The organism is Halobellus sp., from assembly GCF_042218505.1.
Lineage (GTDB): Archaea > Halobacteriota > Halobacteria > Halobacteriales > Haloferacaceae > Haloquadratum.
Window position 1 is genome coordinate 1 of record NZ_JBDGQZ010000020.1, and the last position, 12,707, is coordinate 12,707.

Here is a 12,707-nt window from a genome sequence, read left to right on the forward strand (position 1 = left end):
TCGCGCCGGCCCACTTCTCCCGCACTCACGAACCCGGAGCGATAGCGATGGGCTCCGAGTGCGGTGAGTCGTGTCACTGCGGGAATTCGAAGTAGACCGGACGCGCGCAGCAACGCGAGCCCGTCCGGGCGTGATTCGAATTCGCGCCGGCCCACTTCTCCCGCACTCTTGCCTGGCGAGCGGTGACTCTCAGGTAGTCGCATCCACACTCGGTGAGCGGTGACCCTCGGACCCTCGCACTTCTCCCCCGGACGGCTGCCGTCGGCCGACGACCGCGCGGCCGACTCAGAACAGCGCTGCGACGATTACCGCGCCGTTCCAGACGGTGACCACGAACCCGAGCGCGGCGAGTCCCAGCGGCACGCCGACACGGTGGGGGCTCGGAACGACGCGATACAGCCCGTAGAAGGCGACCACCACGACCAGTTTCAGCGGGATGATGAGCGTCGCTCCGTGGGAGTTGACGACCCAAGCCGCGAGCGGGCCCGCTTCGACGACCTGCCGGAGTTGAAAGCCGGCGAACGTCGTCACGAGGTCGCCGACGAGAAAGAACACGATGGCGGCCTGCCACCACAGGGACGTCAGGTCTGACAGGAGGTCGATGGAGGGGTGAGTGTCGGTATCCATATGATGGGTTCTGTCAACAGACGACATAAGAGCCATCGAGACTCCGGCGTCACCGTTGGAGCCCAAACTGGCGGACGGGTGTCGTCTATGAATGTGATACTCTAACAGAATGTTTTGCTGACGGATACTAAGAGTTTGGTTCGACGAGGGGTCAGCCCGGGACGTACACGAGCAGCGACGCGCCCGCACCGAGTGTAATCGCCGCGAGGCCGTTGACGAGGCCAATCAAGACGGCGGAGACAGTCCCGCGGCCGTCGGTTGAGGCGTCGTAGAAGGCCCAGAGCGCCACGGCGACTGCGAGAGGGACGATCGTGAATCCGAGGACGTGTGCGTCTGCGATTGTCGGCCGGGGCAGGACGACCGCCGCTGGGGCGTACGCGAGACCGGCCGCAGCGCTGCCGCCGAGCGCGTCACGGAGCCGAACGGGGCGGAACCCGAACGAGACAGACGACCACAGCCGGACGGCCACCGCCAGCCCCGCCCAGACTGTCGCGACTTCCACGAACAGGATCCCGAGGAGATTCAGCGTTTGATCGGCCGCGAGTACGACCCGGTCGGCCAACAGTGGCGGTCCGAACGGTGCCAGCAACGGCGGCGGCACGGCGAGGAAGACGTCCCCGAACGGGTGAGTGAGGAAGCCAACAGCGGCTGCGAGTATCGACGAAACGGGAGTGAGTACGGTCCGACGCCCGACAACAGCGCCTGCGACGGTCGTAATCGAGAGGAACACTGTGGCGACAGCCGCAGCGATCGGGCTCTCGTCCCAGAATCCCCACAGGACCGCGATTGATGCCGCGGCGGCGGCGACGCCCACGAGACCGACTGCAACCGGTGTGATCCGTCGACCCGATCGGGCGAGTGAGACGCCCGTCCCAAGGGTCAGCGCCGCGACGGCACCGACTGGAAGTGGATGGGTGACAACGCGGTGGACCCCGTTCGCGACGCCCCAGAACGGCTCCCAGCCGATCGGTGTTCCTCCGGCGACCGCCACGGCGTAGGTTCCGACCGCGTACGCGACGTCGAGATCTGGAAGCAATGCGGCCAGCGCGGCCACACAGCCGAGCCAGAGGGCCGTCCGGGCGTCGTGACCAGCGCGGCGTGCGCCCCACCCGACGAGGGCGAACGCGAGGAACTCGTGGCCGACGAACATTATTTAATTCGGGCCTTGCCGTCGGACGAAATAGCTCTTGCGTCGGCGAGGGCCGGCCGGCACCCGTACTTTTGTCCGCCGGCCGCCAACGAACCGGTATGGATGGAACCGCTATCGACCACGTGAAACTGTTCATCCCGTCCGACGGGATCGAGACCGCGCTGGCGTTCTACCGGGACGCACTCGGGTTCGGAATCGACGGGATAGACCTGTACGAATCGGGCGAGAAGCCGTTCTTTTCCGTCCGACTCGCACCCGATGCCGTCGTGCATCTCGAACCCGACGAGGGGTTCTCGGAGCCGACAGATACGGCATACGACCACATCGCCGTCCGCGTCGCGGACGACATCGAGGGCATCGAGGCCACGCTGGCGGAGGCGGAAGTCGAGATCGACCGTCGGCTGGACCCGCTCGGCGCGACGGGCGTCGCACCCGCCGTCTACATCACCGATCCGTTCGGCTACCGGGTCGAACTGAAGGCCGAGCAGGGGTAACGTCGCGGCAATCCACACCGAACAGTTTTTTTCGGCGCTCCGCCGTGCTACACGCAGTCGATGCGAACGAAGCTCCCCACTACACTCACCGGAACACGCGCCGGCACGACACTCGCGCTCTTCGGCGTCGTGCTCTTTGTCGCCTCGCTCCTCGTCGGCGCGGCACTTGCGCCGAGCGTCGGCGGCGCGGACGACGGCGAAACGAGGCGGACGCTCGTCGGGTCACAAGGCGGCGGCCCCGGCCTCCACGAAGCCGGATCGGTATATCTGCTCGACGGCCGCGAGATACAGTGGCGCGCGGGTGAGACGGACAGTTACTTCGACGTCACGATGCTCGACAACGGGAGCGTGATGACCGGCTTCATGAACAGCGGCTACGAGGACTGCGGCCCCTACGAGTCGCCCTGTACCCACACCGGCTTCCGAATCATCGAGCCGAACGCCGACAGTGGCGCAGCCCCCGAAATCGTTTACGAGTACTCCTTCCCCGTGCGAACGCGAGCGAACAGCGAAGTACACGACGTCGAGCGACTCGGCTCCGGCGGATTCCTCGTCACCGATATGGAGTACGAGCGGATCTTCATCGTCGAGAACGGGACGATCACCTGGCAGTGGAACGCGAGCAGCCGGTACGACGCGCCAGCGGATCCGACCCGAACCGACTGGCTCCACATCAACGACGTCGACGTCATCTCCGAGGACCGCTACCTGGTTTCGATCCGGAACGCGCATCAACTCGTGATCGTCGAGCGCGGTGAGGGAGTCGTCGAAGTCATCAACGCGGACGACGATCCGACGGACGACGAGAGCCCGGATCCCAAAGGCGACCCGACAGTACTCAGACAGCAGCACAACCCACAGTGGCTCGGAAACGGAACGGTCCTCGTCGCCGACAGCCACAACGACCGGATCGTCGAACTCCGACGGAACGAGACTGGGGTATGGAACGTCGCGTGGGCCGTCGACAGCGCCGAGGGCGTGCCGTTCAGTTGGCCGCGCGACGCCGACCGACTCCCGAACGGGAACACCCTGATCACCGACTCGCTGAACAAGCGAGTCGTCGAGGTCAATGCCACGGGTGCGACCGCGTGGAGTTATGCGACGCCGCACGTGCCGTACGAGGCCGAGCGCCTGCCAGCCGGCGAAACGGTCGGCGGGGTCGCCTACGCGGATGGTGGAGAAGCGACGGTCGGCGAGCACCAGGACATCCCTGTCCTGTCGTTCCTGCTGCTGCTGCTTCAGACGGGGCTGCAGACGCCGTTCTGGTTCACCGAGGCGCACGTCGCCGTCACGCTCGTCTCCCTCGGGTGCGTCCTGGGTGGCGGCGGAATCGTCCTCCACGGGCGACTACGCGGCTGACTGCACATCGAGTCGGAGAGCAGTCAGCCGATCACGACGCGGCCGCGACCCACCGGATCGACCCCGGTACTTCTTGCCTCCGAGTCCGAGAACAACGTATGGCCGAACCAGACACAACCGAGTCCGATACCGCTGAAGACCCCGACACCGGCCTGACGTGGACGACGGTCGGGAGCGAACTCGATTACTCCTGTCCGGGGTTCGACGTCCGCCGGGACGACGTGGTGCTCCCCGACGGCACCGAGACCGACTTCCACTACGTTGACGAACCGCCCGCAGTCGTCGTGCTGCCGTTCACTGACGACGGCGACGTCGTCGTGATCGAGGAGTGGCGGCAGGCCGTCGGACGGGTCAACCGGGGGGTTCCCGCCGGGACAGTCGAACCGGACGACGAGGATCTGGACGCCGTCGCCAGACGAGAACTGCGCGAGGAGACCGGTCACGAGGCGGCGAGCGTCCAGCACTTGTTCGCCGCCGAGCCGGCCAACGGCCTCCTCAACAGCGTCCACCACTACTACCTCGCCCGTGGATGCACACCGAGCGCCGAGCAGGAACTCGATTTCAACGAGAGCATCCGAGTCGATACCGTCGATTACGACGACCTTCTGACGGCGGCGCTGGACGGCGAGATCCGCGACGGTCGGACGGTCCTCGCGCTCACCCGATACGAACTCGCTGGGCGCTGGGCGCGCTCCTGATCGCGGGGTCACAGAGCGAAGGATTTTGACGACGCAGCACGTATCGCGCGTGTGTCTTCCGAATTCGACTCTGTTGACGGAGCGGGTGGCTCGGTCCCGGGCGACGCCGTCCGCGACGTCCTCCGCGCGCTCCTCGCCGCGGTAGTTCTCTCAGTTGTCGGCATCGTGGCGGGCGGGGTGCTCGTCGTCGCTGCAGCCCTGGTGCTCGGCGTCGCCGGTGTGCAGGTGACGCCGCTCCTGAGCATCCTGCTCTCGTTGGTCCTCGCGACTGGATTCGGCTTCGGCGGGGTTGCGCTCGCGTACCTCCACTACCGCGACACCGGAATCGATTACGTCGGACTCGGCGTGCCCTCGCTCCGGGACGTCGCGTCCGTCGTCGGCGGCTACGTCACGGCGATGGGCTTCCTGGTGATCGCGTCGGTGATCATCCGAACACTGGGGGCCGAAACGGCGTCGAACAGCGCCGCCGAAGTCGGTCTGCAGAACCCCGAGATACTCCTACTGTTGATCCCCGCCTCGCTGCTCCTGATCGGTCCCGGCGAGGAGTTGCTCTACCGCGGCGTCGTCCAGAACCGCCTGAGCGAGGCGCTGCCGGCACCCGCGGCGATCTTCCTTGCGAGTCTGATCTTCGCGTCGATCCACTACTTTTCGCTCACGGGGATGCCACGAGCCCGGTTGGTCAGCATCTCCGTGCTGGTGCTCCCGACGCTGGTGTTCGGGACGGTGTACGAACTCACAGACAACATTGTCGTTCCGGCGCTGATCCACGGCTCGTACAACGCGACGCTGTTCGGGATGCTGTATCTCTCCATCCAGTTCGCCGACTCCGGTCAACTCCCACAGGCGCTGCTCGCGATCGTCGGGGCCTGATTCGCGACTCACCAACGCCCCGATCCCGCCTTACACCACCGTCGACCCGAAGTAGAGGCCACCGAGAAGCAGCACCGCGCCAGCCGCCTGAACGAGTCGTCGCCACCGAGTCGGGAACCCGGATCCATCGTTTTCTGCGTCCGCGCCGCGCTCAGTTGAGACGCCGTCTTCCCCGTACCGACCGTGGCGATCGCCCGGCACGCGGCCGGCAGTGTGGACCCGGACGACGGTTCCGGGCGCAACGAGAAACAGCAGGCCGAGCGCGACGCCGAGAACGGCCGCCGCGAGCGTTCGGACGTCGACCATCAGCGGCGGAGGCGCTCGATCCGCTGCTCTATCGGCGGGTGCGTTGCGAAGAGTCGGGTGAGGCCACGCTCCTCGTCGAAGATGCACAGCGCGTTGACCTGCGAATCGACCGCCGATTCGTCGCGTCGCTCGTTGCCGCGACTGATCTTCTCCAGCGCCCGGGCGAGCGGGCTGCCGCCGCCGATGACGTCAGCGGCGTCGCTGTCGGCGACGTACTCTCGATATCTGGAGATGGCGAAAACGAAGAGCATCACCAGTAACTGCGTGATCTGCCCGACGACGATTGCGAGAAAGAAGTCCGCGATGTCGTTGTCGCCGGTCAGGAGGACGACCCACTGGGCGACAATCGCGACGATCGACGCGACGCCCTGCCCGAGCACCATCATCACCACGTCGCGGTTGCGAATGTGCGCGAGTTCGTGTGCGAGCACGCCCTCGATCTCGTCGTCGTCCAGCCGCGAGAGCAGTTCCTCGCTCACGACGACCGTCCCCGCCGCCTTGCGACCGACGGCGAAGGCGTTCGGCACACCCATCTGCGCGATCATCAATCGGGGCTTCTCGATTCCCATCGATCGTGAGAGCGATTCGACGCGGCGGTGGATGTGGGGGAATCGGTCTTCGGGGAGATCCTCCGCGCCGACGCTGCGAATCGCCATCCACTTGCCGATCTTGTACTGGACCCCGACGAAGCCCACGCTGGCGAGAAGGACGAGCCAGATCGACCAGCCGAAGACGCCCATCACGACCACAGCCGCGACGGCGTAGAACGCGAACAGGACCGCACCGACGAATGCCATTCGCGCGTTCAGTCCCAGGTGTCTCATACGGGAACTTCGTTGACTATTCAGACAGAAGTACTCGGTGATCGAAGCCGAGACCGATGCCGTCTGTCAATTCGCCCCGGGATCGTCGCCTGATACTCGTTCGAGAGACGAATGTTAGCGGGAGTCGTCACCACGAAACTTCAAATACCGAAGCGGGGCCACCAACCGTGTGACCTGAGCGTGCTCCCGCGTCGGACAGCGGTGGTCCGGCACACCGGCGCGGGGATCGGAGACGGTGCCGGCTGTTTGCCCTACAGTAGCATTTGCAAGTCTTTGCTCACTCGATCGCACGACTGCGTGCGATCGGCTGTGTAATCAGTTGCAAACGCTACTATACTCCCGGTCGGCGGTCACCGCACCGCCGCGAAAGCGACGATACTTACCGGGCGCTCCCGAGAACACGGATATGCGCGATCACTTCGAGGTTCGCAACGGGGACGCCGCCGGTCGGATCGGCCGGCTGTCCGTCCCTCGGGCGGGCGTCACCGTCGAGACACCGGCGCTGATGCCGGTCGTCAACCCGAACATCCGGACAATTTCGCCCAGCCGGATCGAATCGGCGTTCGGGGCCGAGATCCTCATCACGAACTCCTACATCGTCCACAGCACCGACGACCTCCGAGAGCGGGCGCTCGAAACGGGGCTCCACGACCTGCTCGGATTCGACGGCGCGATTGTCACCGACTCGGGGTCGTTCCAACTCGCGGAGTACGGCGATATCGACGTGACGACGCGTGAGATCCTCGAATTCCAGCGCGAGATCGGCGCGGACGTCGGCACACCCGTCGACGTCCCGACGCCGCCGGACGTCAGCAGAGAACGAGCCGAGCGCGAGTTGGCCACGACCGAGCGGGCCCTCTCTGACGCTGAGTCCGTCGACACCGGGGAGATGCTGGTGAACGCGCCGGTGCAGGGATCGACGTATCCGGACCTTCGGGAGACAGCCGGGCGGAGCGCGTACGCGACCGACCTGGACGTCTTCCCGGTCGGCGCGGTCGTCCCGCTGATGAACAGCTACCGCTACGCGGAGATGATCGACGTCGTCGCCGGGTCGAAACGAGGCCTCGGCCGCGACGCCCCCGTCCACCTGTTCGGCGCGGGTCACCCGATGATGTTCGCGCTGGCGGTCGCCGCCGGCTGTGACCTCTTCGACTCGGCGGCGTACGCCATCTACGCCCGCGATGACCGATACCTCACGGTCCGTGGGACCGAGCACCTCGAAGACCTCGAGTACCTCCCGTGCTCGTGTGCGGTTTGCACGAAGCACAGCCCCGACGATCTGCGGGAGCGCCCCGACGAGGAGCGCGAACGCCGCCTGGCCGAGCACAACCTCCACGTCTCGTTCGCCGAGATCAGGCGCGTGAAGCAGGCGATCCGCTCGGGAAACCTCCTCGAACTGGTCGAGTCACGAGCCCGCTCGCACCCCGCGATGCTCGATGGCTACCGCGCGCTGCTCGACCACGCCGAGCAATTAGAGCGAGAGGACCCCGCGTCGAAAGGATCGTTCTTCTACCTCTCGGGGGAGTCCGCACAGCGACCGGAGGTCCACAGGCACCACGAGCGGGTGACGCGACTTGACCCGGACGGGACCGTGTTACTCACCGAGGGCGGGATCCCTTCCGGCGACACGTACGACGCCGCCTGGCGCGTTGTGCCACCGTTCGGTCCATTCCCGCGGGCGCTTTCGGAGACCTATCCGCTCACCGGCGAGGTGCCGGCGCGGACCGACCGACACGCACAGGAAGCCGCAGCGAGCGGCGTCGCACGGGTCGTCGAGGCGAATCCCGAAACCTCGTTCGTCCTCGCACACGACGACTGGCCGGCGTCCGCGCTGTCGCGGGTACCGAACCGCGTCGAGACCGAACTGGTCCACGACGGCCGATAGCCGCAGCGCACGCTCACCCCCCTTCGGCCGGCGCGACGTCCGACATTCGGCCGGAGAAGTCCCAGGTGTGGAGTCGCTTCGGTGTCACGCGGATCCGGATCTCCTCGCGGCCGGGGGACAGAAGATGGGAGGCCAGTTCGTTGTCGGTGCCGCCGAGATACCGTTCGAAGAGCGACCGGAGCAGTCGTTCGTCGGTGTCGGCCTCGAGGTCGGCGACGCCGCGGCCGCGAACCCCGCGGTACGGCATCTCGTTGGTCGAGACCTCGAACGAGATTTCGGGGTCGCTCCGGAGAAACTCCACGAGGTCCGCATCAGCACTCGTCGCACACATAATCTCGGGAGAATCGCCGGTGTCGGCGTCGGAGAACGAGACGATGTCTCCTTCCGCGTCGTCGATGGCGTCACCGTCGCCCCAGGCGTACCACAGCGACACCAGCCACGGGTGGCCACCGGGGGTGCGACAGCCGAGACGGACAGGGATCCGCCGCTCGAGGAGGAACTCGTCGAGCGTCGACCGCGACCACGGGCCGGTGACGTGCATACGAGATCCGTTTGCAGGCTGTGGGCAAAAGCGCGCGGGCCGGTTCGAGTCGGGCGCCCGAACAGACAGATAATTCACCCTCGGTGTTGCATTCAGATGTATGACCGACTACTTCGAGGTCCACGGGCGGGACGGCGCGGCCCGACTCGGGGAGCTTCGGCTCTCGGATCCCCTTCGGACACCCGCGCTCGTCGACGACAGCGTCGACGACGCCGGCAGTCTCTGGACCGATGACCGGGGCATCCCGAAGGGGTACAGAGAGATCCTGACGGTGCTTCCACACCGTGCGTTCCCTGCCGGGACCGACGAGCGCGTGCAGGACACCTTCGCCGTCGATTATCCGGACGTCGACTACCCGAATGCGGTGGTCGTCACCCCCGAGACGGCCGCAGACCACGGCGCAGATGCCTACATTCTCTCTACTGCGACCGGGTTCGTCGGCCACGCGTCGGCGTTTCGCGAGGAGATCATCGCCGCGCGGGAGGCGCTCCCAGCCGACACCGCGCTGTACCTCTCCGGGGTCGCGACGCCGCGAAACGCCGCCACGCTCGTGTACGCCGGTGTCGACCTGCTCGACGCGAAGCGGGCCCGTATCAGGGGATTAGAGGGCTTCTATCTCACCGCCGAGGACGAGTTCTTCCTCGAAGACCTCGACGAACTGCCGTGTTCCTGCCCCGCGTGCCGCGGCAAGCGCATCGATATGGACCCGGACGACGACGGCCCCACCGGTGCCGCCGCCTTCGACCGTGAGGACTGTGCCGACCACAACGAGTACGCCCTGAAATCGGAGTTGGCGACGGTTCGGCGGCGAATTCAGGACGGCCGGCTACGGGACTACATCGAGGGACAGGCGCGCCACGATCAGTGGCTCACGGCGGCGTTCCGCGAGTTCGACCAGCAGTACACCTATCTGGAGGAGCGAACTCCGGTCGTCCGCGACACCGAACTCGCGGCGACAAACGAAGACAGCCTCCACCGGATCGAGATTCAGCGCTTCGCCGACCGGGTGACGAGTCGGTACCGGAACCGCTTCTCGAACCCGCTCGTGTTGGTGCCGTGCTCGGCGACGAAGCCCTACAGCGAGTCCCAGAGCCACGCGCAGTTCCACGACGCGATCCAGTACCGCGGGCACCTCGTCTCGATGACGTCGCCGATCGGCATCGTCCCGATGGAACTGGAACTGACGTATCCCGCACAGCACTACGACACGGTCGTGACCGGGCGGTGGTCCGAGGACGAGAAGGCGTTCGTCGCCGACATCCTCCGGCAGTACCTCGAGCGAAACGAGTACCCGCGGGTCATCGCGCACGTGCCGGACGAGGGGTATCGCGACATCTGTGAGCGCGTCGCGGCCGACGTTGACGTCCCGTTCGAGTACACTGTCGAGGACCACCCGACGACGACCGACTCGATCGCGAACCTGATGTCGACGCTCGACGGCGAACTCAAATACGGCAAGCGCGAGCGACAGCACAACACGGTGAAAGCCATCGCGGACTACCAGTTCGGTACCGGCGCGGGCGACGACCTCTTCGCGGACGTCGACCTGCAGACGACGAGTCGCTACCCCAAACTGCAGGTCCGCGACGGCGACCGCGACGCCGCCGACGGCAACAACGACGGTGAGCAACTGGCGACGATGGTCCCGCAGTACGGCGTGCTCTCGCTCACGCTCGCCGGCGCTCGGGTGTGGGGCGAGTCGGCCGTGCCGACCAAGCGCGTCGAAATCGACGAGTTCGTTCCGCACGGAAGCGTTCTAGCCCCGGGCGTCGTGAACGCCGACGAGGACATTCGCGTCGGCGACGAAGTCGTCGTCGACGGACCGCGGGCGTTCGGCGTCGGGCGCGCCCGAATGTTCGGTTCAGAGATGGTCGACTCGACGCGCGGCGAAGCGGTGCAGGTCCGACACGTCGAAGAGCGCGACGCGTAGCCGGCACTTTTTGACGCTTCGGACCGCTGCCGAACGTATGGCACCGACCGTCGCGGCCTGTCAGATCGACGTCGCGGACCTCGACGTAGCGGCGAACTTCACGACCGTCGAGCGACGCGTTCGCGGCCTCCCAGAGTCTGTCGCCGTCGCGGTGTTCCCCGAATACGCGCTCACTGGGTTCGTCGCTGACGGACGCATCGACGACGTCGCACTCGCTCGCGACGGAACGCCGGTCGAACGGCTTCGCCGACTCGCCGCCGCCGAGGACACGGCCCTGCTCGTCGGCTTCGTCGAGCGCAAGGGAGACAGCCTATACAACGCCGCCGCGTATATCGAAACCGACGGGGCGACTACGGTCTACCGGAAGCGGCACCTGTGGGACGGCGAAAGAGACGTGCTCGAAGCCGGGGACGAACTCGTGATCGTCGAGACGCCGGTCGGCGCGGCCGGCGTGCTCACCTGCTACGATCTCAACTTCGTCGGCGACAGCGCGGCTCTCACCGACGAACGGGTCGACGCGCTGTTCGTTCTCGGCGCGTGGCCCGAAACCTACAGCGAGAACTGGACGCTCCTCCTCCGCGCCCGGGCGATAGACGGCGTCCGCTGGGTCGTCGGCGCGGGGCGCACTGGGCGGCGGGAAACCGGCGACGACGTGATCGAGTACGCCGGTCGCTCGCTCGTCGTCCGACCCGACGGAGGAATCCGCGCGGCGCTCGACCGCCGGCCGGACGACCTGGTGATCGACCTCGACCCCGAAGCGGTCACGGTACAGCGCGAGTTCGTCGGGATCTACGACGGTCCGAACGTGTAGTCGCCGTCGGGTTCGGGATGCGGATCGTCGCTCGCGACCGCGACTTTTTCACCTGGGCGTACCTCGATTACGGTATGGCAGACGAGACAGACACGGATCGAGAACTCTCTCTCGGCGTCCCCCGGGGCGTCCTCGAATCGCTCCCGGAGGACGGATCGAACACCGCCGCGGATATGAAGGAGGCCGTCGCGGGACTCGAGAACAATCTGGCGGAGGCGATCGACGAGGCGGAGTCGGACACCGAAGCAGCGAGTTACGCGGTCGACGCGATCGAGCACCTCGAAGAGCGGATGGAGACCTACGACGGCTTCATCCCGGAACTCCGGGCGTGGGGACAGTCGCCGATCTACGCGATCGCCTGGCGGAATCTCTACGCCGAGGTGATCGCGCAACTCTACGAACACGAGTGGCTCGCCACCCAGATCGATCGCGAGCGCAACTACCGGATCGTCGAGGATGGCATCCGGTTCGGCGACTGATACTGTCAGACACCGGTCTGAGAGGAATTTCGTGGCCCGGGTCGGGAATGTCGTAGAACAGGTGTGTCTGACAGTATGAGCCGTGGTCGGTCAACGACGGGCTCCGACGAGCGGTCGATGCGAAACTCGCACAGCCGGGCACCTTTTTTGTTCGGCCCGCTCCAGAATCGAGTATGACGTTTCAACTGCGGTTTTTCGCCACCTTTCGGGAGGCGGTGGGGACGAAGACGATCACGCGGGAGTACGACGCCGAGACCGTCGGCGACGTCCTCGTCGCGCTCGAATCCGAGTTCGAGGGGCTGGCGGGCGAGATGCTCGAAGACGGCGCGGTCCGACCGCAAGTGAACGTACTCCTGAACGGGCGGGACGTGGAACACGAGTCGGGCGTCGAGACCCCGATCGAACCGGAGGACACGCTGAGCATTTTTCCGCCCGTCGCGGGCGGTGCGCGGAGGAACGCACCGTGAGCACGGAACGCGAGACCCGCGAGCGATCGTACCGCGGTATCTCGGTCCGTCTGGCGCGCAAGTATCTCCAAAAACTCGGCGGGAGCGCCGTGGCCGACAACCGGGTCGAGGGCGACGCGTGGGTCGCCACACTTGCCGACGAGAAAGTCTCGATCGGGCCGTCGCTGAAGCTGACGGAGGTAACCGTCGTCTTCGAGGGCGACCCGTCCACGCTGGATCCGCTGATCGAACGCTTCTCGCAGAAGGCGATGCGCGCCGGTGGGTGA

At 66.2% G+C, this 12,707-nt stretch carries 15 protein-coding genes; 10 read left to right on the forward strand and 5 right to left on the reverse strand.

Annotation, left to right across the window (positions count from 1 at the left end):
• Window positions 1–285 precede the first annotated feature (285 nt).
• Window positions 286–627: a hypothetical protein gene (locus ABEI27_RS06610; protein WP_375798618.1), complete on the reverse strand. Its 342-nt coding sequence runs from the start codon at window positions 625–627 to the stop codon at window positions 286–288.
• Between the two features lie 151 nt (window positions 628–778).
• On the reverse strand, window positions 779–1,777 hold the full coding sequence (locus ABEI27_RS06615) for a metal-dependent hydrolase (protein WP_375798619.1): 999 nt from the start codon (window positions 1,775–1,777) through the stop codon (window positions 779–781).
• A 98-nt stretch (window positions 1,778–1,875) separates the two neighbouring features.
• Here ABEI27_RS06615 and ABEI27_RS06620 point away from each other — a divergent pair, with 98 nt between their 5' ends.
• The 4 genes from ABEI27_RS06620 (at window position 1,876) to ABEI27_RS06635 (ending at window position 5,198) form a co-directional block, all read left to right on the forward strand.
• Window positions 1,876–2,271: a VOC family protein gene (locus tag ABEI27_RS06620; protein ID WP_375798620.1), complete on the forward strand. Its 396-nt coding sequence runs from the start codon at window positions 1,876–1,878 to the stop codon at window positions 2,269–2,271.
• Between the two features lie 60 nt (window positions 2,272–2,331).
• Complete coding sequence (locus ABEI27_RS06625) at window positions 2,332–3,630, forward strand: aryl-sulfate sulfotransferase (protein ID WP_375798621.1); 1,299 nt, start codon at window positions 2,332–2,334, stop codon at window positions 3,628–3,630.
• Between the two features lie 98 nt (window positions 3,631–3,728).
• Entirely contained in the window at window positions 3,729–4,328 is a 600-nt protein-coding gene (locus ABEI27_RS06630) for an NUDIX hydrolase (RefSeq protein WP_375798622.1), read from the forward strand.
• Window positions 4,329–4,379: 51 nt separating this feature from the next.
• Complete coding sequence (locus ABEI27_RS06635) at window positions 4,380–5,198, forward strand: lysostaphin resistance A-like protein (protein WP_375798623.1); 819 nt, start codon at window positions 4,380–4,382, stop codon at window positions 5,196–5,198.
• A gap of 30 nt (window positions 5,199–5,228) precedes the next feature.
• On the opposite strand, the gene ABEI27_RS06640 is transcribed toward ABEI27_RS06635, so the two are convergent.
• Together ABEI27_RS06640 and ABEI27_RS06645 are read right to left on the reverse strand one after the other, a co-directional pair.
• On the reverse strand, window positions 5,229–5,504 hold the full coding sequence (locus tag ABEI27_RS06640) for a hypothetical protein (protein ID WP_375798624.1): 276 nt from the start codon (window positions 5,502–5,504) through the stop codon (window positions 5,229–5,231).
• A complete protein-coding gene (locus ABEI27_RS06645) occupies window positions 5,504–6,328 on the reverse strand; it encodes a M48 family metallopeptidase (protein WP_375798625.1) in 825 nt (274 codons plus the stop codon). Before ABEI27_RS06645 ends, ABEI27_RS06640 begins: the two co-directional genes overlap by 1 nt.
• 406 nt (window positions 6,329–6,734) lie before the next feature.
• Between ABEI27_RS06645 and tgtA the strand changes: the two genes are divergently transcribed.
• The gene (gene tgtA, locus ABEI27_RS06650; protein ID WP_375798626.1) at window positions 6,735–8,213 is read left to right on the forward strand and encodes a tRNA guanosine(15) transglycosylase TgtA; all 1,479 of its coding nucleotides are present in this window, start codon (window positions 6,735–6,737) and stop codon (window positions 8,211–8,213) included.
• Window positions 8,214–8,226: 13 nt separating this feature from the next.
• On the opposite strand, the gene ABEI27_RS06655 is transcribed toward tgtA, so the two are convergent.
• Complete coding sequence (locus ABEI27_RS06655) at window positions 8,227–8,754, reverse strand: pyridoxamine 5'-phosphate oxidase family protein (protein WP_375798627.1); 528 nt, start codon at window positions 8,752–8,754, stop codon at window positions 8,227–8,229.
• 100 nt (window positions 8,755–8,854) lie between these two features.
• Between ABEI27_RS06655 and arcS the strand changes: the two genes are divergently transcribed.
• The 5 genes from arcS to ABEI27_RS06680 all read left to right on the forward strand — a co-directional run bounded on the left by arcS (window position 8,855) and on the right by ABEI27_RS06680 (window position 12,707).
• Window positions 8,855–10,684, forward strand: a complete 1,830-nt coding sequence (gene arcS, locus ABEI27_RS06660; protein WP_375798628.1) for an archaeosine synthase subunit alpha — start codon at window positions 8,855–8,857, stop codon at window positions 10,682–10,684.
• A gap of 37 nt (window positions 10,685–10,721) precedes the next feature.
• The gene (locus ABEI27_RS06665; protein ID WP_375798629.1) at window positions 10,722–11,495 is read left to right on the forward strand and encodes a carbon-nitrogen hydrolase family protein; all 774 of its coding nucleotides are present in this window, start codon (window positions 10,722–10,724) and stop codon (window positions 11,493–11,495) included.
• Window positions 11,496–11,569: 74 nt separating this feature from the next.
• On the forward strand, window positions 11,570–11,974 hold the full coding sequence (locus ABEI27_RS06670) for a hypothetical protein (RefSeq protein WP_375798630.1): 405 nt from the start codon (window positions 11,570–11,572) through the stop codon (window positions 11,972–11,974).
• Window positions 11,975–12,147: 173 nt separating this feature from the next.
• Window positions 12,148–12,441 (forward strand): ubiquitin-like small modifier protein 1, encoded by a 294-nt coding sequence (locus tag ABEI27_RS06675; RefSeq protein ID WP_375798631.1) that lies wholly within the window; start codon window positions 12,148–12,150, stop codon window positions 12,439–12,441.
• The gene (locus tag ABEI27_RS06680; RefSeq protein ID WP_375798632.1) at window positions 12,438–12,707 is read left to right on the forward strand and encodes a hypothetical protein; all 270 of its coding nucleotides are present in this window, start codon (window positions 12,438–12,440) and stop codon (window positions 12,705–12,707) included. The genes ABEI27_RS06675 and ABEI27_RS06680 overlap by 4 nt, the downstream gene beginning before the upstream one ends.

Excerpts from the sequence above, each read along its gene's own strand:
- ABEI27_RS06640 (WP_375798624.1), bottom strand. The coding sequence starts at position 5,504 with ATGGTCGACGTCCGAACGCTCGCGGCGGCCGTTCTCGGCGTCGCGCTC.
- ABEI27_RS06620 (WP_375798620.1), top strand. The coding sequence starts at position 1,876 with ATGGATGGAACCGCTATCGACCACGTGAAACTGTTCATCCCGTCCGAC.
- ABEI27_RS06645 (WP_375798625.1), bottom strand. The coding sequence starts at position 6,328 with ATGAGACACCTGGGACTGAACGCGCGAATGGCATTCGTCGGTGCGGTC.
- tgtA (WP_375798626.1), top strand. The coding sequence starts at position 6,735 with ATGCGCGATCACTTCGAGGTTCGCAACGGGGACGCCGCCGGTCGGATC.
- ABEI27_RS06625 (WP_375798621.1), top strand. The coding sequence starts at position 2,332 with ATGCGAACGAAGCTCCCCACTACACTCACCGGAACACGCGCCGGCACG.
- ABEI27_RS06655 (WP_375798627.1), bottom strand. The coding sequence starts at position 8,754 with ATGCACGTCACCGGCCCGTGGTCGCGGTCGACGCTCGACGAGTTCCTC.
- ABEI27_RS06630 (WP_375798622.1), top strand. The coding sequence starts at position 3,729 with ATGGCCGAACCAGACACAACCGAGTCCGATACCGCTGAAGACCCCGAC.
- ABEI27_RS06610 (WP_375798618.1), bottom strand. The coding sequence starts at position 627 with ATGGATACCGACACTCACCCCTCCATCGACCTCCTGTCAGACCTGACG.
- ABEI27_RS06615 (WP_375798619.1), bottom strand. The coding sequence starts at position 1,777 with ATGTTCGTCGGCCACGAGTTCCTCGCGTTCGCCCTCGTCGGGTGGGGC.
- ABEI27_RS06670 (WP_375798630.1), top strand. The coding sequence starts at position 11,570 with ATGGCAGACGAGACAGACACGGATCGAGAACTCTCTCTCGGCGTCCCC.
- ABEI27_RS06665 (WP_375798629.1), top strand. The coding sequence starts at position 10,722 with ATGGCACCGACCGTCGCGGCCTGTCAGATCGACGTCGCGGACCTCGAC.
- arcS (WP_375798628.1), top strand. The coding sequence starts at position 8,855 with ATGACCGACTACTTCGAGGTCCACGGGCGGGACGGCGCGGCCCGACTC.
- ABEI27_RS06675 (WP_375798631.1), top strand. The coding sequence starts at position 12,148 with ATGACGTTTCAACTGCGGTTTTTCGCCACCTTTCGGGAGGCGGTGGGG.